We start from the raw sequence: 19794 nt of genomic DNA on the forward strand, positions 1-19794 counted from the left end.
CCTCGAGTACTCATCTTCGTGGCAGTCGGTATCGTCCAGATTGCCGGACTCGTGTTGTTCCTCAACACCGCCGGTGCGGAGGTTTTCCACGTCGCGGAGAGTATGACGTTCCTCCAGCCGACATGGGTCTGGGGACCGATTCAGAACTTAGAGACGCTGAGCTACTTCCTCATCGTCCCGATATTCATTGTCGACTACCTTGTGTACGCGGCCATCGCTGGCGTGACACGGGAGAAACAACAGGTCGCTCAGTACCGGAGGGGTCGGCTGTGAGGACTAAGCTCACGCGCAGATTATCAATCCTCGCAGTTATGTTCGCGGTCTATCTCGCCGTTAGTGCCGCTCCGGTCAGCGCAGCTCATATCGCAGTCGTCTCGTCAAACTCGACTGCGACCGAGCTTGGTTCGGCGACGTTAACCAACGCGGAGGTTATCGACAGTCTCGATAGTGTCGATCATGATGTCTCTCGACCCTCTGCTGTCGCACGATGGAACTTCGATGCTGGATCTGGGTCAACTGCGATTGACGACGTTGGTAACCGTCATCTCACACTCTCTGGAGCATCGTGGACATCCAACGGCGTCGCACTTGATCCGGGTGACGACCTCGTCTCCAGCGATGTTGTCTCAACTCCAACCACGGTCTCGATGGTCATCAATCCAAACCCATCGTCAAGCTCGACCCAACAACTCGTGGGCAACGGATTCGACTATGCGGGAGATTCCGGCTGGCAGCTCAAAATCGACAGCAATCGAGAGTTGTCTGTGTTTTATGGCAACACTCTTGTTTTGGTCACGGACCCAGTCATCAATCCAAACGCTCGGAATCAGGTCGGTTTGACCATTGAGTCAGATGGCACGGTCAGAGTCTACCACAACGGCACGCTCGTCAAATCCGGAGGGGGGACGCTTGAGCCAGCCAACACAAACCAAGGTCTCGTCGTTGGAGGGAACGATTTCCACGGAGAGGTTGTCGACCTTGCGATGCATAGCTCACCATTGTCTCCGGGGTTGCAGACTCGACATGAACGCCACCCAGTAACAAAGTTCACCGCACCCGCAACCGACCGTTGGGCATTCGATCGTGGGTCTGGAGAGATCAAATCGGACGAAGGGAAAACATCGACAGTTGGGTTCGGAGAGTTTGATGACGGAGTTGTTGGGTCTGCGATTAATTTCGACCCAACCCTTGATGGTAATTCGACAAGTCTTGGAGACTACGGCAGCGCCCAAACGTATTCCGTCTCGTTTTATCTCCGACCAGACGCAGTTGACACGAGCAGCGAGAATGACTATCGTCGGATATTATCAACGTCCGGCCTCGAGAACTTCGTCGTTCTTGAGGAGGGTCAAACACTCTCGCATCGGGTTCCCGGCGTTGCTGAGTCCACATTCAAGGCCGGGTCTGTCCCGATTGATGCGTGGTCCTTCGTCACGATGCGTTACAATGGGTCCCATCGCAGCATCTGGGTTAATGGGTCACTCGCAGCATCTGACCCGGTGACGTCTGGAACTGCTAATCTCGATGGCGTCGAATTGGCACCACCAGGGGCGGCAAACCGAAATAACGATCTCAATGCGAGTGTCGATGAGCTGCGATTCTACCACCGTGCATTGTCGGCGGATGAAATCGCCCGTCTCAGCACACAGCCGGCGTCTGAGATTCCGCAGACATCGACGTATTCCACCTCACATTCCGTGACAAATTCGGTTAGCGGGTTCACCGACCTCACGCTCAAAAACGCGACCGCGACTGTCACGTGGCGAACTGGCTCGGGAGCCGTCCTCAACCAATCGACGTTCTCGACGAGCGGCAACCACACGCTCACGTGGTCTGAGTCGAGCGCTGACAACGTCGACATCGACGTCGAGTTCAGCCCGACTGGCCCGCATCATATTGCCCGCCTCAATGCAGAGGGTGTTCGTTCTAACACATCATCCCCATCTGTCATTGGTCTCTCTCCAAACACAACAAGCACAACTGTCGACCAAGTCCCAGTCCCACTATCTCTGACTGTCGACGACAGCGATTTCTCAACAGCACAAGGGGACACCGTCACGGTCGAATGGTCTGTTGACGGCTCAGAAATTGCATCACAGACCATTTCGTCATCTCAAGAGGTCACCGCATACGCAGGTGGACTACAAGCAGGCACTCATGATTGGAGTGTCCGACTCGTCGATGAGTTCGGGAACGAGGTCACCAGCGACACAGCAAGCTTTGCAATCCCCTCAGGCGTCACGATACGGAACGTCTCGACTGGTGAGAAGATCAATGACACCGTCGATATCAAAGCCAAGCTATACTCGGGTGAACTCATCTTCGAAAAGACGACCAATGATGGTACTATCGACCTCACCGGCATCAATGCAGACCGTGGCTACATTATCGAAGTCAGTGCGGATGGATACGTTACCCGCACAATCGCCATCAAGAGCGTTTTCGACCAGTCTTCACTTTATCTCCTCCCGGAGAACACGAGTACGGTATATCAGGAACTAACTCTTAACGACCTCACTGGTGAGTTCGAAGGATCAAATACTGTTCTCTATGTGGAGCGACCAATTGAGACGAACGGCACCATTGAGTGGCAAGTCGTCTCGGGAGACTATTTCGGCAGCGACCAAATCTATAAAACCGAATTAGAGAAAGACCAACGCTACCGTCTCGTGATAGAGAACGACGACGGTGACCGTCGCGAACTTGGCGCGTACGTCCCAACAAAAAATTCGTCTGCTACGCTTGAAGTCGGCCAAATTCGGTGGCAAGCCCCCAAGGGTGAGACCTATCAGTGGCATGCCTATATCGACGAACGAAACTCGTCACTCGTTGTTGCATTTGACGACAGCGAAAAACAAACAACCAGTCTCAAAATCATCGTCCACGAGCGTGGCGATGATTCTGAGATCCTCTTTGAGTCGTCTGCGACCAACCTCTCGACGTTCAAGCGCACGCAACCACTCAGTCAGTCTCAACTTGAACAGGACTGGGCCGTGGACATCACCCTCGAACGAAACAACCAGACGATCACCATCAAGGAGCCCATCTCGTCAGCCGCCTCGATCCGGACGCCCGTCCCTATCGATTCTCGATGGGCGACGCTCGCCGGACTCGTCCTTCTCGTCGCACTTTCGGCCGCGTTCCCCTCGACACTGTCGAGAGTTGGCGCGGTTGCTGTTGTCTCCGTCGCCACGGGCATCACGTGGCTCGGCTGGGTCGACATCCCGATGAGTGTCATCGGGCTCTCCGGCGCAGTCGCGCTACTCGGGCTCGCCGCCTCCTTCAACTCCTACTAATGAAAGTCACAGTCCCAATGCTGTTCGTCATCTGCTTCGCCGTCGCTGGCGGCCTCATGGCCGGGTCCGGTTTCAACGACGCCGTTGGAATCGACAAAGCGACTGGTCTCCAGGATGATGCCGACCAGCTATCCGAAGACGCATCGTCGTACCGTGCTGACCGCGGCGGCTCAGTCGAGTCCTACCTCGGGTTCACCACGCAGGCGACTGGCGCAATCGTTGGAGCGCTGAAATGGAGCCTCATGCTTCCGATCGCCCTCCAAAACGTCGGGTTTCCTGCGTGGTTCGCCGGTCCCATCGGCGTCCCGATTCAGTTCGTGAACTACATCGGCGTCTGGCAAATCATCCGGGGGATGCGTATCTCATGAGCGAACTCGACTGCTGGTTTCAGCAGGACGTCCACTCGTGTGTCGCTGATGGCCTCGGAAGCGCCTTCGGTCCCGGTACTGAGAACGTTCTCGCGATGTTCATCGTCGCAGGCGTTATCATCCCCATCTACGCCAAGACCGGCGACTACGTCCTGCCCGCGACGCTTCTCGTCCTCATCTCGGGCTTCGCTGCGACGTTGCTTCCCGGTATCATCGCCTCGATCGCATGGACGGTCATCTTCATGACGCTCGTCGTCTCGTTGTTTGCCGCACTCTTCCAGACGGTGGTACAATGAGCATCTCGAACCTCCGCGATGGATTCTCTCTTGGTGAGGACCTCGACGAGAAACAACTCGCCGCGCACGTCTTCATCATGGTCAACCTTCTCTGCAACGGGCTCATGGCCGCACCCATCGCCCTTGACGCACCTGGTGTCCTCACACGCGTCGGGATCTACTTCGCGCTGGGATTCAACGGCATGGTCCTCCTCACGCTCTTCGCCCGCGAGGTGCCGCGATGACCCGCCTCTCGAACCTGCTGACGCCATCGGTCCCCCTCCACGAACTCACCCACGCTGCTGCGGCCTACCCGTGGGCAGACATCGACATCTCTCTCGATGGTACTGATTCACGAGTAACGATGGACTGGAACGACGACGCACCCGTCTGGGCGATTCGCGTCGCGCATCTCGCACCGACACTCGTAGGGCTCGGCATCGCCATGCTCCTGGTCGTCATCTTCGGCGTCCCGAGTGTCTCGGGTCTCGCCGGGCTCGCACTCTACGACCTCGGGCTGCTCGTGATACTCTTCGTCAACTGGGTCGTCTACGCCTTCCCGAGTTACGCCGATAGACACCCGTTCGGTTAGCGTCCGCCCCCGAGAATCCCGACTTTTCTGAAGACGGTGTCGATGGCGTTCGTGAGGTAGTCGAGTGCGAGGAACACTCCGACGATTGCCGTTGCAACAGCAGACGTCCAGAAAACGAATAACGCGACTTTGTCAGTGGTCTCTGAGAAAATGATCGCGTCCGTGATTGTTTGGTACTGGACACCGAGTAGTGGGAATGCCTTGGCGATTATTCCGGCAAAGATTGAGGCGACGATTCCGATTCCAATGACGGCGCTGAGTGCAAGCCAGTACAGAATCAGCATCGAGAGGGCTATTCCCGTCACCTCATCGACGAGCGGGAGGTCGTGGAACCGATGATTCAGCCCCTTTCTCATATCAATATCACTGAGTGAAGACTTGATAATCGTTCTGCCGTCTGATAACTTTCGTACGTGTCTTTACTTTCACTCTGCTTGCCGACTATTCAAAACATTGTCTCACGAATGATATCGGCATGATACGCGATGCACGGGCACTCCGGGATAGCTTCGTCCCGGCTGACCTGGAACATCGAAACGCCGAAATCGGGCACCTCTCGTCGTTACTGAAGCCAATCGAAGGCGGCGAAGCCGGGTCGGACATCCTCATCACCGGACCCTCCGGTGCGGGGAAGACGACCCTTGCTCGGTTCGTGGCGAACGAACTCGAACGTGCGACACTCGATGTCCGAACCGCCTACGTGAACTGCCTATCGAATTCGACGAACGCCGCTGTTCTCCACACGCTCATGCGTGACGCCGGCCTCGGACTCGACTTCGACCGAGCGTCGACGCCGGTTCACGAATATCTCACTCGAATCGACGACCGAAACGAGCAGTTCGTTATCGTCCTCGACGAGGTCGACGTCCTCGAAGACCCGTCGCTCATCGCGATGCTCTACGACATCGACAACGTCACCACGATGATGATCTGTGTCTCCGAAGACGCGTTTCTCTCTACGCTCGACATGCGCGTCGAGTCACGCGTTCGCGCCGCGGCGTCGGTCGTCCTCGAAAAGTACCGGGACGACGAACTCGCGGATATCATCCGCGCCCGCGTCGACCACGGTCTCGTTCCCGGCGCTGTCGACGAGGCGACAATCAAGCATATTGCAGATCGCGCAGCTGGCGACGCTCGGCTCGCGATTACCAAACTTCGACGGGCGGCCCAGCTTGCAGACCTGCAAGAACTCGATGCACTCAGTCCGGGTCTCGTCGATGACGTCGCTGATGGTGCCGCGGGAGAAGTCCACGAGCGGAACGTCGAACGCCTCTCGACGCACAAGCGACTTCTCTACGACATCGTCAAACGCTACGGTGAGGTCTCGTCTACGGACCTCCACGCAGCGTACGAAGAGCACATCTCCGCGCCAAAATCGAAGGCGACCCGTCGCCGCTATCTCGGTGCGCTCGAACGGTACCGACTCATCGAACAAGAGGGGGCGACGCGGGGGACTCGGTATCGACTCGTTGAGCCGTAGTCTCACGACGCTGCTGCGGCTGTGTCGTTGTTCTCCATGTCGAATGGAAGGTTAATGACTAACTCATCAAACCAGACGACTGGTCGCTTACTCTGGCCCTCTTGCTCGAAGAAGATGACACCCAATCGAGCGAGACGGTTGAGTTCTTCGTGGACGTTCTTCACGTCACGGTTGACTACGCGGGCCGTCTCGTTGATGCTGGATGGTTCTTCTCGACGGATAGCTTTGATGAGGTCAAGCGTTCGCGGAGTTAGCGTAGCCATCAGGTCATCATAGCTTGTGAATGAAATCGTCGGTGTGGAGTCTACAGAGTCGCCATCTGCGAGAGCGGTGAGACTCTCGGTAACGTCCTCTTCGAACTCTCGGTCCGATTTTACTGTAACGACGAGTGTCGATTCGGCTTCGAGTAGTTCGCGTTCCATCGGGTGCAGCGGTGGCACAGTATCTGACATTGGGACCTCCCTCGGATGGCCTCACTTGAGTTCAAACTCCGATTTCGGTATCTCGCTCCAGAACCGCTCCCAGAGTTCGACGATTCCGGGGAACTCGATGATCTCTGGGTCAGGGTTCGGCGCGACGTGGAGTTCGTGGCCTTTTGTGTCTTCGTGTGAGTTATCGTACCGACGAATCGTTCCATCCTTGAGAGTGCGCTCAGAGTCTGGTTGTATCGCACCGTAGTGGAGCTTGTAGGCCCACCCAGATGGGTACGCATCATCTGAGGTTCGCATGCAGAACACTCGAACCACAGTTCAGTCGGGGTATTTTTCCCCTCTGCTCACACCATCAAGGTCGTCGTCGGTCAGCGAGGCCATCCTCAGCCATTGGTACGTAGACCAATGGCATAACTCTATCCATTGGTCTGAGTACCAATAGTAGTGGGAACGATTGATTCGCTCATCGCGCTAATCGACAGACTGCGCGAGGATTCGTTCATTCGCTCATTTTCGCTCATTCGAGAGAAGAGAAGCGAGAGCGTCCAAAAACCAGAGAATAGAACGTCGAATTTCGATGATTCGCTCACCACCCTGCAAACCGTTTATATCCAATTCTCATCGGCTCGGGTATGTCGACGACGATTGGTAGTGGACCGAACGGAACCAGCAGAAACCTTCGGCTGCTGAGTGGTGTCGAAGTTCGAATCGAAATCACCTCGGACGCGGATTATGCGGCCCGCCTTGACGTTCATCACGAGGGGCAACGCTGGGTCTACGGTATCGATTCGAATCAGCGTGCGACGTTCATCGATGTGTTCAACGGAAAAGGTCGGAGCGACGATCCTGACGAGCCGGACTGGATGCGCGAAGTTTTCGTGCAGCTGGAGGTCGATTGGGAGTGACAACCCAATCAGATTTCGGGTGGTTCGAACTCCTCGTTCAGATACGAGATCCCTTGATCAGTTATACGATAGTACCCACCCTGCTCGCGGACGAGTTCAACCAAACCCGCATCCTCGAGCATTGGGAGGCGTCTTTTCACGGTCGAATACGAGATGTCGATTCCGCTCAATTCGAAATTGACCATGATCGCTTTCTTACTGAGTGCCAGACGTCCCTGAGCCAGAAGCTCAAGGATTTTGTCGTCATTTCCGGTCATCCATCTGGCACGGCGTCGCATTCAGCCGAACAGTCTCCAAGTGCTCACATAACAGCATTGGACTTGTCATGGGCTAGACTATTATTAGTTCTTTCTGAACAAATATTTGGTCAATCTTTATATGATAGAGGGGTTATGTGGGAAGTGACGACTCTCTCCGGATGCTACTCGTTCGGGCAAAAGCCCGGACCCCTGTATCAGCAGGAGCCCGGTAGGAGGTCGTCACCCCAGATGACGACCAAATCAGCACTCTCGCGGGTGCGAAATAAGTCCCGCGACACGACTAGTGCAACGTCTTCGAACTGCCCAGCGTGTGCCACGCCCATTGAGGGGTTCGCCGCGAGTGGGCCCGCCAGTCGTACGGTTGAACCGTGCGGTTGTACCCTACCGAACGTCCGCGCGAGCGATATCGTGCGGGAGGACTAACACCATGAGTTACAACAACCTCGATACGCTCCTCGCGTTCCTTCGTGAGGACCTCGACCCCGGACAAGACCGCATCTACTACGCGAAGAACATCTCGAACAGGACTGACATCGATGGGAAAGAGGTCGGCTACTGGTTCTCCCGTGCTATCGGTCTGTACCCGCAGTGGGACCCCGTCGAGTTTGACGGCCTCGAAGTCGAACGCTACCGTCCGGAGACGAAGGCGACACGATGGCGAGTGACTCGTCTTGAGCAGGATGTGAGGCTCGTTGCCGATGGTGGTGTTCGGTGGCTCGACCTGACCGGCTTCCAGCAGCAACTCGTCAAGGCCGTCATCGAGTTCGAGAACGAGGAGGGCAAGTCGCCGTACGGCGTCCAAGTGAAGCGGTCACTAAGTGAGTGGTACGGTCACGAAGTCAGCAACGCTCAGGTCTACCCGAATATCGATGACCTCGTTGAGATGGGCGTTCTGGACCGGGAGCCGCTCGACAAGCGAACGAACGCGGTTCAGTCGACTCCGCTGGCGCGCCAGATGCTCGCTGGAGAGGTTGAACACATGGCTCACGTTGCCGGGCTCGAACTAACTGAGGCTGTTGCTGATGGTGGTGAAGAACGGTGAGTCAGACGCCAGACGACAGTTGGGAGTCGCCAGTCCCCGACGCACAGGCGGCCGCCGGTGCTGACGAGATGCACGTCTCGCTCGATATGGAGTCGACCACTTCGAATGGCGGGATGACCGCGGATATCTCCGACCGGGTCAACCGGCTCTACGTCGAGTCGACGACCGACCGAGTTGTCTTCGAAGTCTGTGAAGAGTTCGACACGGTGCGCGCCTCGACGACGATGACGCCAGACCAAGCCGAAGCGATTGGCATTGGTCTGATGCAGGCCGCGGCACGCGCATCTCGTGGGCGCGAGGGCGTCGTCATCAAGAAGTACAATCTCGCTGGAGTCGAACGTGGCGACGGTATCGAGACTGACGGGAGTGGAGAAGAGAACCCACTCGACGATCTCCTCGTCGATGCGCAAGAGCAGAAAGAACAGTTCAACGAAGCCCGAGAACGGTTGCAGTCGGTTCGAGAGAAACTGAAGCTGTTCGTCCAGCAGCTCCGCGAAGACGGAACGTTGGACGACGACGATGCAGAGGAGATCTACGGGCACATCTCTGACGGCCAGTACGGCAAAGCCCGAGGGGCGATTTCAGAAGCGCTCTCGAAGAAGGAACTGGAATTCGATGACGACGACAAGGACCTCTTCGCGCGGAACTTCTCCGAATCGTGGGAGGAGCACGTCGAGGCTGTCGAGCAGGTGCGGACAGCACTCCTCAATTTCTCCCGCGACCTGAGCCGAGAGGACCTCGTCGATTTCCTCTACGGCAAACACTCCGGCTTGAACAAAGGAGACATCCGCGCCGTCTTCGACGCGTTCGATGAGGTCGAGCGGACCGGACTCGGCGTCAACCAGATGGCGCGCGTTCTCGCGTCGTACAACCGCGACCTCAACATCCAGCCAACGGAGGAGGTTCTAAAGGCCATCAAACAGGAGGCCGACAGATGACGCCGGCGATCACGTCGCTGCAGGACGCCCTCGACGGTGCGAACCACGAGCGCAGTCGCGAACTCATCCGCGAGGCACTCCAGTACGAAGAGATTCACATCAACGAGTGGCTCCAGACGGTCAGCGGCCTCGAAGGCGTCCGACACATCGAGTGTGACCGCGACGGCTCCGAAATCGTCTGGTTCGACCCAGACGCCGACTTCGCCATCGAGGCGACGCTCGAACTCGCACAGAAATTTGGATGGTCGATTAAATCGGTGAGCTTCCACGCTCGCTCGATCTCCTTCGATAGACCGGAGGTTAGTCTCGAATGACTAACCGTCGCTTGACTGACCGTGTCGACGGCACGATGATTGTGCAATGTCCGAGCGACCCTGACCATGTCGCGTTCGAGATTGAGGTCGCCTGCAGCGAGACGAAGCCCTCGGAGATGTTCTCCCTGGAAAAGTGTCCTGACTGCGGGTCGGATCTCTCTACTATCGAATCAGTCACTCCTACGGAGGTGCTCTGAGACGATGAGTGACCTCGAACCACTCTCGCCCGCTGATGCGATGGAGATGTGGCTCACTCGACAACGGTCGGAGAAGGCCGACCAGACGGTTCAGAGCTACTACTATCGAGTCAACCAGTTCATTGAATGGTGCGACGAGAACGGCGTCAAGAATCTCAATACGCTCACGACACGCGATATCTTCAGATTCGACACTGAGTTGCGAGAACGCGACTTGTCTCAGTCAACGCTGAAGAATCGATTCGGGACGCTGAAGCTGTTTCTGTCTTTCTGCGAGGACCTGAACGCCGTTGAGGAGGGACTGGTCAAAGCTATCGAGATCCCGAGTCTGCTGAAGGACGAGCGGGTGAACAAAGAGAAACTCGCATCGGGTCGAGCTGAAGGGGTTCTCGACAACCTCGCCAAGTATCGATTTGCATCTCGCGAGCACGCGATGTTCGCCCTTGCTTGGCACACGACTGTCCGTGTTGGTGCCCTTCGAGCGCTTGATGTCGGGGACTGCTACCTCGATGATGACGACCTGGACCGTCTTCGACACTACCCCGAGGTTGGTGAAGAGGAGTTCGAGGAAATCGTCGAGGCTGTGGATACGCCGTTTGTCTATTTCCGGCATCGGGAGCAGACGCCTCTGAAGAACAAGTTCGAGGGACAGCGTCCCGTTGCTATTTCGGATGAAGTTGCTGAGGTTTTGGACGCGTTCATCCGGGTGAATCGGGTTCCAGTGACCGATGACCATGACCGAGCCCCTCTCTTCTCAACCGAGAAGGGAGAGAATCGGATGAGTCGGGGTGCGATTCGACGCGTTTTCAATATCATCACCCAACCTTGCCGTTTCGACGAACCGTGTCCGCATGGTCGGGACGTCCAGACTTGCGAGGCTCGAGAACACGGACTTGAGCAGCGGTGCCCATCTGCCCGCTCACCACATCGGGTTCGGACGGGGGCGATCACGCACCACCGTGACGAGGGGTGGCCGCCTGAGGTGCTGTCGGAGCGCGCGAACGCGACTCCTGAAGTCATCCGACAGCACTACGACCATCCTGATTTGCTCAAGCGGATGCAGTCACGACGGGCGTTCCTCGAAGAGCGTACTGAACAGGAGGACGATGATGAATGAGATTTCTACGCGTAGAACTCGGATTCTTCACCTCAGCGGTCCCATACTTTTGCCGACGCAACACGACGAGCCGTGAGTCCGTCAGGACTCCGGCGAGACCCGCGCGTCGGGTGACGTATGCACGGAGCTGAGCGTCGAGCCCGGAAGTCGCAGCCCGCGAGCGAAGCGAGCGGGACCGTCTTCCGACGTTCGACTCTCAGCGACCCCGTACCACCGTTTTACGTCGTCGACTGTCGCTCACAGAGCGACAGTCTCCTCGCAAAAAGCTGTCCTCGTGAGCGACAGCGAACGAATGCTCGTGAGACGCCTCGCGTCTCACGGTGGACCAAAAACTCCCCGCGAGGGCTCGCTCTGCTCGCCTCGCGGTGCAAGAATCGAGTGCGCCTGTGTTCAGTTTGATCCGGTACTCAAGAACTGTCTCACATTCTCGGGGGATTACAGTCACGCACGACTAAGTCAGAGCTGAAACTAGGGCTCTGTTGAAATCCTCTTGCCGTCTTGCGATTTGTTGAGAGACCAGTTTTCACTGTGATCCACGGAAACTAGCCAGAAAGAGCGCTCTCTCCAATGTCAACGCTGAAGGATTTAAACAGAGCCGAAACTAGCTAAATAGAACACTCTACTGCTGCGAGGAACCCGTTTCCGAACATAACTAACGCAGAGATAGTCAGCAGAGTGGAAAGACCAATCAGAATCGCACCGTCCCGCTGGACGACCGAATTTCCCCGTATCCACTCTTCGTATCCACTCAGAAGCCAATTTTCCACAAAAACCTGTGAGTGCTCTTGGGAAGTGAATATCTGGTCAAGCGTGTCACCAGAGATACCGCCAGTATACTCCACGGTTACATACAGGTACGTTGCCGAGAAGATTGAAAACGTCAGTAGTCCACTCCCTACCTTCGTGAACACGTTTACAAAAGAAACTGCGGTGACGCAAGAGTCAGAGTCGATACCAATAGCAATGGCCGAAATGAGAATACTGGCTAACAGTAGGTTCAACTTGATCAACTGAATCGCGTCTGTTCGCAAATTCTGGATTGAACTGACCTGATGACCAACTACAGTTTGAGCTTCTTCGAGAAGAGTTGAGAGTTCTTGATCGGAATCTACTGTTGGGACAACTCGGACGTTGTCTTGCCCAACTCGCCGGGGCCCATCGCGAATGAGTGTACTGAATAGAATGAGGAACCCACCCGCAACGATACCTAAGGCGGGCCAGTCATACGGAGCAAGCGGGGTGTATATTGGGTGACTTTGAATAACTCCAGATAGTTGAACAAATAAGAGACTAACCAGACCAACAGAGAACAATACCCGCCCAGCTAGTGACATACCTGATTTGAATAATTCCTTAAACCAGGACATGAGATCTAAATGAACATATATACAACGTGTGTGAAAACTCTACTCACCAGCCGCCAGACCTCTTTCGTGATTTCTTGTGTAGCGGACCCAGCTCGCTGTGCGGATTCTTTCGACCTAATGTAAACTCATGGCCTAGACTCGACCGACGTGGACGTTGTTCTAGTTAACTTGTTCTGCCAGCAGTCCACAAGAACCTCACTCCCCGTAGAACAGATACGAAAACGCCAGAAACGCCAGCACCGAGCCGAGGAAGAACGCCAACAACCCCATCGTTCCGCCAGTCCGCGACCCGACGAACACCGCGGAGACGCCTCCCACGAGCGCCGAACCGAGCAGGAGAAACGCGCCGCGTTGCCACTCCTCGACGAACTCGACCACACTCTTTTCAGCCATACAACATTTTTCTCGGCGGCGGACAAAAATCTCGTGGTGACTCTGGGACAAACACGGTGTGACTGTTCGTCACACCCTGCAACAACCACCAAAAAACGGCCGGGAACCGCTACTCAGGTCGAGACGGCATCGCAGGTCCAGCCGGGGTCGCTCCCCGTGCGCCGGATGAGGTCCGCGCGGCACGCCGGACAGTAGTCGGGGACCGTCGTTTCGCCCCGCGGGACATAGACGCCACCGCCGCATTCCACGCACGCATCGGCGACGACTGTCGTGCAGTCAGCACAGAGGTTGAAGTCGTCAACCGTGAGGTCGCGCAGCACTTCGAGCTTTTTGTCCAGGATGTACTCGTCGATAACCGCCTGACAGCTGTGGCACGGCTTCATAGCGATACAGCGTGTCAATTGAGACCATGGCACATATACCTGTCGTCGTAGGTGTCTCTTGTCGCGGAATGTCAGTCGGGGCGGAGGCTCACCGATGCCGGATATGCCACGTTTGCACGCGAGCGACCCTAGCGCGGCCGGTGCGAACGTGTTTCACAGAAATCATAAGTTACTCCATGACGAATTACGTTTGCTGCTGTCAGAGGCACATCAGGGCGACGAGCGGAATCATTCGCCTTCTCCCCATCTATTCTCTCGGCTATCGATTCGAGCCGGCGGTACCGAGAATCGACCGTCCGAGCGGCCTCCAATGGGTCTCCGAGCGGCCTCCGAGGGCCGGCCCAGACCTCAACTCCGCGTTCCCGCGTCGGTTGGACTGTCCCCGTACATCTCAGCGAACAGCGCGCCCGTCGCCCGGTGGACCCCCACGAGAACGACCACGCTCGCGACGATAGTCGCGACCGACTGCGGCGTCGAGAGCAGGCCGAGCGAGACGATGAGCGTCGTCGCGCAGGCCGGCGGGTGGACCGCGTCGAGTTCCACCATTCCCCAACTCGTCGCAGCGACCGAGACCGCCCCGCTCGTGACGAGGCGCAGCGTGTCCGTCGACGCGGCCGAGAGCGACGGGTCGAGCGTCACGCCGGGGGCGACGAGCGCGTAGGCCGCGAAGCCGACGACGGCGCCGACGGCGTGGCCGCCGACGATGCGAGACGAGCGGGAGCGCCCGCCGCGACGGCGGAAGGCGAGGACGAACGCCGTGGGGCCGAGGCTCGGAAAGACGAACGGCTCGCCGGTCGCCCACGCGATGCCGCCGAGTGCGGCGACGAGCAGACCGGCGGAGAGTCCCGTTTCGAGACCGCGTCGAGACATGTGACACGCTCTGTCGACGCGGCGTGAAAACGGTGTCTAACTCTGGACGAATCGAACCGGTTCCGTGGGGCTCGCCGACAGATACCGCGTGCTCCGCACGCCCACGTTGAAGTGCGACCGCGACGACGGACGGGATATGTGCGGAGCCGCGTTTCTCGAAGGCGACCGCGTCGAACTCAGAACCGTCGAGTCGGAGCACGTCGAGTTCCTCCACGAGACGGTCAACGACCCGCGGGTTCGGCGGGGAATCGCCGCCACCGACCCGGTGACGCGGGCGACAGAGCGCGAGTGGGTCGAGTCGCGCGGCGACGGCGACGACATCAACTTCGTCGTCGCGGTCGACGGCGACCCGGTCGGGACTATCGGACTCAAGCCGCCGAACGTCGTCACCGGCGCGGCCGAGGTCGGCTATCTCGTCGCGCCCGACCACTGGGGCAACGGCTACGCGACAGACGCGCTGCGGACGCTCTGCGGCTACGCCTTCGGCGAGCGCCGACTCAACAAACTGTACGCGAACGCCTACGAGACGAACCCGGCGTCGACCCGCGTGCTGGAGAAAGCCGGCTTCGAACGCGAGGGCGTCCACCGGGAACAGGGATTCGTCGACGGCGACCACGTCGACGTGCTTCGATACGGTCGGCTCGCCGACGAGTGGCGAGACGAAGAGAACGTCGGCGACGCCGAACGCGAGTCCGGGAGCGACGCCGACGGGTGGATATAGCCTAAATCCAGCCCTCTTGGGCGAGGAGTTCGCCGTTGAGGACGGACGCACCGGCCGCGCCGCGAATCGTGTTGTGCGCGAGGCAGTTGTACTTCACGCCGCGCTCGGTGGCCTGGATGCCGCCCGCGGAAATCTGCATGCCGTCGCCGCGCTCGCGGTCGAGGCGGGGCTGCGGGCGGAAGTTGTCCTCGAAGACGTGGATGAGCTGTTCGGGCGCGCTCGGGAGGTCGACGCCGGGGTACTCGCGCATCGCGGCCGCGACGTCCTCGGGGGAGGCGTCGTCGGCGAGGTCGGCGAAGACGCTCTCGAGGTGGCCGTCGAGCGTCGGGATGCGGTTACACGAGGCGTTGACCTCCGCGCCGTGGAGCGCGACTTCCGCGCCGTCGAACGAGCCCAGAAGCTTGCGGGACTCCGTCTCCATCTTCTCTTCTTCGCCGCCGATGTGCGGGATGGCGTTGTCGATTATCTCCATCGAGGTGACGCCGTCGTAGCCCGCGCCGGAGACCGCCTGCAGGGTCGTGACGTCGACGCGTTCGAGGCCGAACTGGTCGAGCGCGGCGAGCGTCGGGACCATCGTGATGGTCGAGCAGTTCGGGTTCTTCACGAGCGCGCCGTCCCAGCCGCGCTCGTCGCGCTGGACCTCGATGAGGTCGAGGTGCTCCGGATTGATCTCCGGAATCGTGAGCGGCACGTCGGGTGCCATGCGGTCGTTCGAGGAGTTCGAAGAGACGACGTAGCCCGCCTCGAGGAACTCGGGTTCGACCTCGGCGGCGACCGACGACGGGAGCGACGAAAACAGGAGGTCGATGTCGTCGGGCACGTCCGCGGGGTCGGTGCTGCCGACTTCCATCGCGGCCACGTCGTCCGGGATGGGAGTGTTGACGCGCCACTTCGCGGCCTCGTCGTATCGCTTGCCCGCGCTCGACTCGCTCGCGGTCAGCGCCGCGAGTTCGAACGTCGGGTGGTCTTCGAGGAGTTGGATGAATCGCTGTCCGACTGCGCCGGTTGCACCGAGGATGCCGACTCGTACTGCCATTACCCGTGTCGTAGTGTGGCACACGCATAAGGCCGTTTGGATTTGAACCAGTATTCGCGGCGTATAGTGCCAGAGAAGTGTAATCTCGGCCGTTCCTTCATGGTCGAACACGTAAATCGTCGTCTGTCGAAGCGGGCACCGACGTGCGTTGGTAAAACCGATAGAATAACGTGCGGTTCCCTGAAAGACTACCGCAAATGTTCAGCAAGGTTCTCGTCGCCAACCGAGGCGAGATCGCGGTGCGCGTCATGCGCGCCTGCGAGGAGTTAGGAGTCCGGACCGTCGCCGTCTACAGCGAGGCGGACAAACACGGCGGGCACGTGCGGTACGCCGACGAGGCGTACAACATCGGTCCCGCCCGCGCGGCCGATTCCTACCTCGACCACGAGTCGGTCATCGAGGCCGCACGGAAGGCCGACGCCGACGCCATCCACCCCGGCTACGGCTTCCTCGCGGAGAACGCCGCGTTCGCCCGGAAGGTCGAGGAGTCCGAGTTCAAGTGGGTCGGCCCGTCGGCCGACGCGATGGAGCGCCTCGGCGAGAAGACGAAGGCCCGCGCGCTCATGCAGGACGCCGACGTGCCGGTCGTCCCCGGCACGACCGAGCCCGCCGACTCCGCCGACGACGTCAAGGCCGTCGCCGACGAGTTCGGCTACCCGGTCGCCATCAAGGCCGAAGGCGGCGGCGGCGGCCGCGGCCTGAAGGTCGTCCACTCCGAGGACGAGGTCGACGAGCAGTTCGAGACGGCAAAGCGCGAGGGCGAGGCGTACTTCGACAACGCCTCCGTCTACGTCGAGAAGTACCTCGAAGCGCCGCGCCACATCGAGGTGCAAATTCTCGCCGACGAGCACGGCAACGTCCGCCACCTCGGCGAGCGCGACTGCTCGCTCCAGCGCCGCCACCAGAAGGTCATCGAGGAGGCCCCGTCGCCCGCGCTCTCCGACGACCTGCGCGAGCGCATCGGCGAGGCCGCCCGCCGCGGCGTTCGCGCCGCCGACTACACCAACGCCGGCACCGTAGAGTTCCTCGTCGAGGATAGCGAGTTCTACTTCATGGAGGTCAACACGCGCATCCAGGTCGAACACACCGTCACCGAGGAAGTGACGGGCCTCGACGTGGTGAAGTGGCAACTGCGCGTCGCCGCCGGCGAGGAACTCGACTTCTCGCAGGACGACGTGGAAATCGAGGGGCACTCGATGGAGTTCCGCATCAACGCGGAGGCCCCCGAAAAGGAGTTCGCGCCCGCGACGGGCACGCTCGCGACCTACGACCCGCCGGGCGGCATCGGCGTCCGCATGGACGACGCCGTCCGTCAGGGCGACGAAATCGGTGGCGACTACGACTCGATGATAGCCAAACTCATCGTCACCGCCTCGGACCGCGAGGAGGTTCTCGCCCGCGCCGAGCGCGCGCTCGCCGAGTTCGATATCGAGGGGCTCCGCACGGTCATCCCGTTCCACCGCCTCATGCTCACCGACGAGGCGTTCCGCGAGGGGAGCCACACGACGAAGTACCTCGACGAGGTGCTCGACCCCGACCGCATTCAGGCCGCCGTCGAGCGCTGGTCGCCCGAGGCCGTCGCCGACGATGACGACGACGACGAGGTCACAGAACGAACCTTCACCGTCGAAGTCAACGGCAAGCGCTTCGAGGTCAGCCTCGAAGAGCGCGGCGCGCCCGCCATCCCGGTCGGTAACGCGTCCGCGGGCAAATCCAACTCCTCCGGCCCGCGCAAGCGCCGCGACGACGGCGGGAACGACGACTCCCAGCAGATTATCGAGGGCGACGGCGAGTCCGTCACCGCCGAGATGCAGGGGACCATCCTCTCCGTCGAAGTCGAGGAGGGCGACGAGGTCGAACCCGGCGACACCGTCTGCATCCTCGAAGCCATGAAGATGGAAAACGACGTGGTCGCCGAGCGCGGCGGCACCGTCTCGCAGGTCCTCGTCTCCGAGGGCGACAGCGTCGACATGGGCGACGTGCTGCTCGTCCTCGAATAGTCCCGAGACCTCGGGACCGACGTCCGAACCGCGAACCTCTTTTCCCGTGCGCCGGTATCCACCCGCATGAGCGACACGCGACGCGCCCTCCTCGACGCACTCGCCGAGGGTCCCGTCTCCGGGCCCGACCTCGCCGACCGACTGGGCGTCTCCCGCGCCGCCGTCTGGAAGCACGTCGAGTCACTCCGCGACGAGGGGTTCGGCGTCGAGAGCGCCGGCGACGGCTACGTCGTCACCGACGTGCCGGAGTACGGCGGCCCGGCAATCGAGTACGGCCTCGAAGTCGACTACGACATCGAGTTCCACGAGACGCTCGACTCCTCGAACGTCCGCGCCCGCGAACTCGCCGCCGAGGGCGCGAGCGACGTGGTCGTCGTCGCCCGCGAGCAGACCGCCAGCCGGGGGAGAAAGAACCGCGAGTGGTCCGCGCCCGACGGCGGCGTCTGGATGAGCCTGCTCGTGCGCCCCGACGAACCGCCGGCGTACGCCCCGCTGTACACGCTGGCGATGGCCGTCGCCGTCTGCGACGCGGCGCGCGAGGCCGGGGTGGACGCGAGCATCAAGTGGCCGAACGACGTTATCGTGAGCGAAGCGAACGATAACCCGTCGGGCGCGTCAGCGTCCGACGGTGTCTCCGCGAGCGAAGCGAGCGGAGGTTCACCGGCTCACGCCGGTGGCGTTGCCACGAGCGAAGCGAGTGGCAGTTCGTCTGCGAATGCAGACGGCATTTCCGCGAGCGAAGCGAGCGGAGGTTCGAAGGACTCCGACACGCCTACTGACCGCGGCTACCGAAAGCTCTGCGGCATCCTCACCGAGATGGAAGGCGAGGCCGACCGCGTCTCGTGGCTCGTCATCGGCCCCGGAATCAACGTCAACCTCGACCCCGCGGACCTCCCCGAGGGCGCGACGAGCGTCGCCGCGGAAGCGGGCCCCGTCGAACGCCGCGTGTTCGTCCAGCGGGTGCTCGAACGCTTCGACGAACTGCGCGGCGACATCGACGCCGTCCTCCCGGCGTGGCGCGAGCGGGCGGACACGCTCGGCAGGCGGGTCCGCGTCCACACCGCGAGCGGCGTCATCGAGGGGGAGGCGGTCGATATCGAACACCCCGGCACGCTCGTCGTTCGAACCGACGAGGGCGAAAAACGAGTCCACGCCGGCGACTGCGAACACCTGCGCCCGGCCGACGGCGGGCGCTGAAACCGCGACCGACCCCCGCGCGGCTACGTCGCTATTCTCCGCCGTCGGCGGTCGCCGTCGAATCGGCGGCGGCGTCAGCCTCCACGGGGGAATCCGCGGGCGACTCGGGCGCGGCGTCGTCCGGTACCTCGACGGCGAACTCGTCCGCGTCGTCGCCGCCGCCCTCGATGCGGACGGTCAGGACGGGGACTTTCGACGCCCGGACGACCTTTTCCGCGACCGACCCGAGGAGGAGGCGGTCGATACCGCCGCGGCCGTGGGTTCCCATCACGATGAGGTCGCACCCGCCGCGCTCGGCGAACTCGACGATTTCTCGGCTCGGCGTCCCTTCGAGGACGTGCGTCTCGACGGGGACGCCCTGCGACTCGGCCGCGCGCTCGACCTGGTCGAGCGCCGACTCGGCGTCGGCGCGCAGCATGTCGTCGAGCCCCTCCCACGACGATTCCATCGGGAGCCCCGCGAAGCTCCCGGCGTTCACCACGTACACCCCGTGGAGTTCCGCATCGTGAACGGCCGCTAACGCCGCCGCGTGGACCGCGACGCGCTCGGAGCCGGCGGAGCCGTCGATGGGAACGATGATTCGGTCGTACAACACCATGACACTTGATAACA

At 60.2% G+C, this 19794-nt stretch carries 24 protein-coding genes; 15 read left to right on the forward strand and 9 right to left on the reverse strand.

Features of this window, described 5'->3' with window-relative positions; all coding sequences use genetic code 11:
* The first annotated feature begins 18 nt into the window (after window positions 1–18).
* The 6 genes from DEQ92_RS10365 to DEQ92_RS10390 are packed head-to-tail and all read left to right on the forward strand — an operon-like array spanning window position 19 to window position 4531.
* Window positions 19–273 (forward strand): hypothetical protein, encoded by a 255-nt coding sequence (locus DEQ92_RS10365; protein WP_233516845.1) that lies wholly within the window; start codon window positions 19–21, stop codon window positions 271–273.
* A complete protein-coding gene (locus DEQ92_RS10370) occupies window positions 270–3296 on the forward strand; it encodes a LamG domain-containing protein (RefSeq protein WP_147299486.1) in 3027 nt (1008 codons plus the stop codon). Before DEQ92_RS10365 ends, DEQ92_RS10370 begins: the two co-directional genes overlap by 4 nt.
* Window positions 3296–3664, forward strand: a complete 369-nt coding sequence (locus tag DEQ92_RS10375) for a hypothetical protein (protein WP_233516846.1) — start codon at window positions 3296–3298, stop codon at window positions 3662–3664. The genes DEQ92_RS10370 and DEQ92_RS10375 overlap by 1 nt, the downstream gene beginning before the upstream one ends.
* Entirely contained in the window at window positions 3661–3960 is a 300-nt protein-coding gene (locus DEQ92_RS10380; protein WP_115820740.1) for a hypothetical protein, read from the forward strand. Before DEQ92_RS10375 ends, DEQ92_RS10380 begins: the two co-directional genes overlap by 4 nt.
* Window positions 3957–4184: a hypothetical protein gene (locus tag DEQ92_RS10385; RefSeq protein ID WP_115820741.1), complete on the forward strand. Its 228-nt coding sequence runs from the start codon at window positions 3957–3959 to the stop codon at window positions 4182–4184. The genes DEQ92_RS10380 and DEQ92_RS10385 overlap by 4 nt, the downstream gene beginning before the upstream one ends.
* Window positions 4181–4531, forward strand: a complete 351-nt coding sequence (locus DEQ92_RS10390) for a hypothetical protein (protein ID WP_115820742.1) — start codon at window positions 4181–4183, stop codon at window positions 4529–4531. Before DEQ92_RS10385 ends, DEQ92_RS10390 begins: the two co-directional genes overlap by 4 nt.
* On the opposite strand, the gene DEQ92_RS10395 is transcribed toward DEQ92_RS10390, so the two are convergent.
* A complete protein-coding gene (locus tag DEQ92_RS10395; protein WP_115820743.1) occupies window positions 4528–4887 on the reverse strand; it encodes a hypothetical protein in 360 nt (119 codons plus the stop codon). The two genes, DEQ92_RS10390 and DEQ92_RS10395, sit on opposite strands and share 4 nt — an antisense overlap.
* 119 nt (window positions 4888–5006) lie before the next feature.
* On the opposite strand from DEQ92_RS10395, the gene DEQ92_RS10400 reads away from it, so the two are divergent.
* Window positions 5007–6011, forward strand: a complete 1005-nt coding sequence (locus DEQ92_RS10400; protein ID WP_115820744.1) for a Cdc6/Cdc18 family protein — start codon at window positions 5007–5009, stop codon at window positions 6009–6011.
* A 2-nt stretch (window positions 6012–6013) separates the two neighbouring features.
* Here DEQ92_RS10400 and DEQ92_RS10405 read toward each other — a convergent pair whose 3' ends face one another.
* Window positions 6014–6463 (reverse strand): hypothetical protein, encoded by a 450-nt coding sequence (locus DEQ92_RS10405; RefSeq protein ID WP_181950683.1) that lies wholly within the window; start codon window positions 6461–6463, stop codon window positions 6014–6016.
* 21 nt (window positions 6464–6484) lie between these two features.
* Window positions 6485–6757 (reverse strand): DUF6516 family protein, encoded by a 273-nt coding sequence (locus DEQ92_RS10410; protein ID WP_394338713.1) that lies wholly within the window; start codon window positions 6755–6757, stop codon window positions 6485–6487.
* Window positions 6758–7074: 317 nt separating this feature from the next.
* Between DEQ92_RS10410 and DEQ92_RS10415 the strand changes: the two genes are divergently transcribed.
* Complete coding sequence (locus DEQ92_RS10415; RefSeq protein ID WP_049967705.1) at window positions 7075–7347, forward strand: hypothetical protein; 273 nt, start codon at window positions 7075–7077, stop codon at window positions 7345–7347.
* Between the two features lie 8 nt (window positions 7348–7355).
* Here the strand turns inward: DEQ92_RS10415 and DEQ92_RS10420 are convergent, their stop codons facing one another.
* On the reverse strand, window positions 7356–7604 hold the full coding sequence (locus tag DEQ92_RS10420) for a winged helix-turn-helix domain-containing protein (RefSeq protein WP_115820875.1): 249 nt from the start codon (window positions 7602–7604) through the stop codon (window positions 7356–7358).
* Between the two features lie 430 nt (window positions 7605–8034).
* Here DEQ92_RS10420 and DEQ92_RS10430 point away from each other — a divergent pair, with 430 nt between their 5' ends.
* From DEQ92_RS10430 to DEQ92_RS10450, 4 genes are all read left to right on the forward strand, one after another.
* Window positions 8035–8649 carry a DNA-binding protein gene (locus DEQ92_RS10430; protein WP_115820745.1) on the forward strand — a complete coding sequence of 205 codons (615 nt, stop codon included), beginning with the start codon at window positions 8035–8037 and terminating at the stop codon, window positions 8647–8649.
* Window positions 8646–9587: a hypothetical protein gene (locus tag DEQ92_RS23855; protein ID WP_199522903.1), complete on the forward strand. Its 942-nt coding sequence runs from the start codon at window positions 8646–8648 to the stop codon at window positions 9585–9587. Before DEQ92_RS10430 ends, DEQ92_RS23855 begins: the two co-directional genes overlap by 4 nt.
* Window positions 9584–9901 carry a hypothetical protein gene (locus DEQ92_RS10440; protein ID WP_115820746.1) on the forward strand — a complete coding sequence of 106 codons (318 nt, stop codon included), beginning with the start codon at window positions 9584–9586 and terminating at the stop codon, window positions 9899–9901. Before DEQ92_RS23855 ends, DEQ92_RS10440 begins: the two co-directional genes overlap by 4 nt.
* Window positions 9902–10102: 201 nt before the next feature.
* Window positions 10103–11215 (forward strand): site-specific integrase, encoded by a 1113-nt coding sequence (locus DEQ92_RS10450; RefSeq protein ID WP_233516848.1) that lies wholly within the window; start codon window positions 10103–10105, stop codon window positions 11213–11215.
* Window positions 11216–12777: 1562 nt separating this feature from the next.
* Here the strand turns inward: DEQ92_RS10450 and DEQ92_RS10460 are convergent.
* From DEQ92_RS10460 to DEQ92_RS10470, 3 genes are all read right to left on the reverse strand, one after another.
* Window positions 12778–12975: a hypothetical protein gene (locus tag DEQ92_RS10460; protein ID WP_115805083.1), complete on the reverse strand. Its 198-nt coding sequence runs from the start codon at window positions 12973–12975 to the stop codon at window positions 12778–12780.
* 113 nt (window positions 12976–13088) lie between these two features.
* Window positions 13089–13358, reverse strand: coding sequence for a hypothetical protein (locus DEQ92_RS10465; protein WP_004042445.1), 270 nt, complete (start codon window positions 13356–13358; stop codon window positions 13089–13091).
* Window positions 13359–13706: 348 nt separating this feature from the next.
* The gene (locus DEQ92_RS10470; RefSeq protein ID WP_115805084.1) at window positions 13707–14228 is read right to left on the reverse strand and encodes an HPP family protein; all 522 of its coding nucleotides are present in this window, start codon (window positions 14226–14228) and stop codon (window positions 13707–13709) included.
* A 136-nt stretch (window positions 14229–14364) separates the two neighbouring features.
* Between DEQ92_RS10470 and DEQ92_RS10475 the strand changes: the two genes are divergently transcribed.
* Window positions 14365–14949: a GNAT family N-acetyltransferase gene (locus DEQ92_RS10475; protein WP_049913608.1), complete on the forward strand. Its 585-nt coding sequence runs from the start codon at window positions 14365–14367 to the stop codon at window positions 14947–14949.
* Window position 14950: 1 nt separating this feature from the next.
* On the opposite strand, the gene asd is transcribed toward DEQ92_RS10475, so the two are convergent.
* Complete coding sequence (gene asd / locus DEQ92_RS10480; RefSeq protein WP_008095439.1) at window positions 14951–15985, reverse strand: aspartate-semialdehyde dehydrogenase; 1035 nt, start codon at window positions 15983–15985, stop codon at window positions 14951–14953.
* A gap of 197 nt (window positions 15986–16182) precedes the next feature.
* Here asd and pccA point away from each other — a divergent pair, with 197 nt between their 5' ends.
* Together pccA and DEQ92_RS10490 are read left to right on the forward strand one after the other, a co-directional pair.
* Window positions 16183–17985 (forward strand): propionyl-CoA carboxylase biotin carboxylase/biotin-carboxyl carrier subunit, encoded by a 1803-nt coding sequence (gene pccA / locus DEQ92_RS10485; RefSeq protein ID WP_115820748.1) that lies wholly within the window; start codon window positions 16183–16185, stop codon window positions 17983–17985.
* A gap of 66 nt (window positions 17986–18051) precedes the next feature.
* A complete protein-coding gene (locus DEQ92_RS10490) occupies window positions 18052–19182 on the forward strand; it encodes a bifunctional biotin--[acetyl-CoA-carboxylase] synthetase/biotin operon repressor (protein ID WP_004975078.1) in 1131 nt (376 codons plus the stop codon).
* Window positions 19183–19213: 31 nt separating this feature from the next.
* On the opposite strand, the gene DEQ92_RS10495 is transcribed toward DEQ92_RS10490, so the two are convergent.
* Entirely contained in the window at window positions 19214–19780 is a 567-nt protein-coding gene (locus DEQ92_RS10495) for a universal stress protein (RefSeq protein WP_115820749.1), read from the reverse strand.
* Between the last annotated feature and the right edge of the window lie 14 nt (window positions 19781–19794).

This window comes from Haloferax sp. Atlit-6N, assembly GCF_003383195.1.
Classification (GTDB): Archaea; Halobacteriota; Halobacteria; order Halobacteriales; family Haloferacaceae; genus Haloferax; species Haloferax gibbonsii.

Bases quoted from the DNA above. Each gene is read 5' to 3' on its own strand.
- DEQ92_RS10475 (WP_049913608.1), top strand. From the start codon at position 14,365: ATGTGCGGAGCCGCGTTTCTCGAAGGCGACCGCGTCGAACTCAGAACC.
- DEQ92_RS10470 (WP_115805084.1), bottom strand. From the start codon at position 14,228: ATGTCTCGACGCGGTCTCGAAACGGGACTCTCCGCCGGTCTGCTCGTC.
- DEQ92_RS10465 (WP_004042445.1), bottom strand. From the start codon at position 13,358: ATGAAGCCGTGCCACAGCTGTCAGGCGGTTATCGACGAGTACATCCTG.
- pccA (WP_115820748.1), top strand. From the start codon at position 16,183: ATGTTCAGCAAGGTTCTCGTCGCCAACCGAGGCGAGATCGCGGTGCGC.
- DEQ92_RS10385 (WP_115820741.1), top strand. From the start codon at position 3,957: ATGAGCATCTCGAACCTCCGCGATGGATTCTCTCTTGGTGAGGACCTC.
- DEQ92_RS10395 (WP_115820743.1), bottom strand. From the start codon at position 4,887: ATGAGAAAGGGGCTGAATCATCGGTTCCACGACCTCCCGCTCGTCGAT.
- DEQ92_RS10380 (WP_115820740.1), top strand. From the start codon at position 3,661: ATGAGCGAACTCGACTGCTGGTTTCAGCAGGACGTCCACTCGTGTGTC.
- DEQ92_RS10450 (WP_233516848.1), top strand. From the start codon at position 10,103: ATGAGTGACCTCGAACCACTCTCGCCCGCTGATGCGATGGAGATGTGG.
- DEQ92_RS10415 (WP_049967705.1), top strand. From the start codon at position 7,075: ATGTCGACGACGATTGGTAGTGGACCGAACGGAACCAGCAGAAACCTT.
- DEQ92_RS10375 (WP_233516846.1), top strand. From the start codon at position 3,296: ATGAAAGTCACAGTCCCAATGCTGTTCGTCATCTGCTTCGCCGTCGCT.
- asd (WP_008095439.1), bottom strand. From the start codon at position 15,985: ATGGCAGTACGAGTCGGCATCCTCGGTGCAACCGGCGCAGTCGGACAG.
- DEQ92_RS10420 (WP_115820875.1), bottom strand. From the start codon at position 7,604: ATGACCGGAAATGACGACAAAATCCTTGAGCTTCTGGCTCAGGGACGT.
- DEQ92_RS10390 (WP_115820742.1), top strand. From the start codon at position 4,181: ATGACCCGCCTCTCGAACCTGCTGACGCCATCGGTCCCCCTCCACGAA.
- DEQ92_RS10405 (WP_181950683.1), bottom strand. From the start codon at position 6,463: ATGTCAGATACTGTGCCACCGCTGCACCCGATGGAACGCGAACTACTC.
- DEQ92_RS10490 (WP_004975078.1), top strand. From the start codon at position 18,052: ATGAGCGACACGCGACGCGCCCTCCTCGACGCACTCGCCGAGGGTCCC.
- DEQ92_RS10430 (WP_115820745.1), top strand. From the start codon at position 8,035: ATGAGTTACAACAACCTCGATACGCTCCTCGCGTTCCTTCGTGAGGAC.
- DEQ92_RS10460 (WP_115805083.1), bottom strand. From the start codon at position 12,975: ATGGCTGAAAAGAGTGTGGTCGAGTTCGTCGAGGAGTGGCAACGCGGC.
- DEQ92_RS10495 (WP_115820749.1), bottom strand. From the start codon at position 19,780: ATGGTGTTGTACGACCGAATCATCGTTCCCATCGACGGCTCCGCCGGC.
- DEQ92_RS10400 (WP_115820744.1), top strand. From the start codon at position 5,007: ATGATACGCGATGCACGGGCACTCCGGGATAGCTTCGTCCCGGCTGAC.
- DEQ92_RS10440 (WP_115820746.1), top strand. From the start codon at position 9,584: ATGACGCCGGCGATCACGTCGCTGCAGGACGCCCTCGACGGTGCGAAC.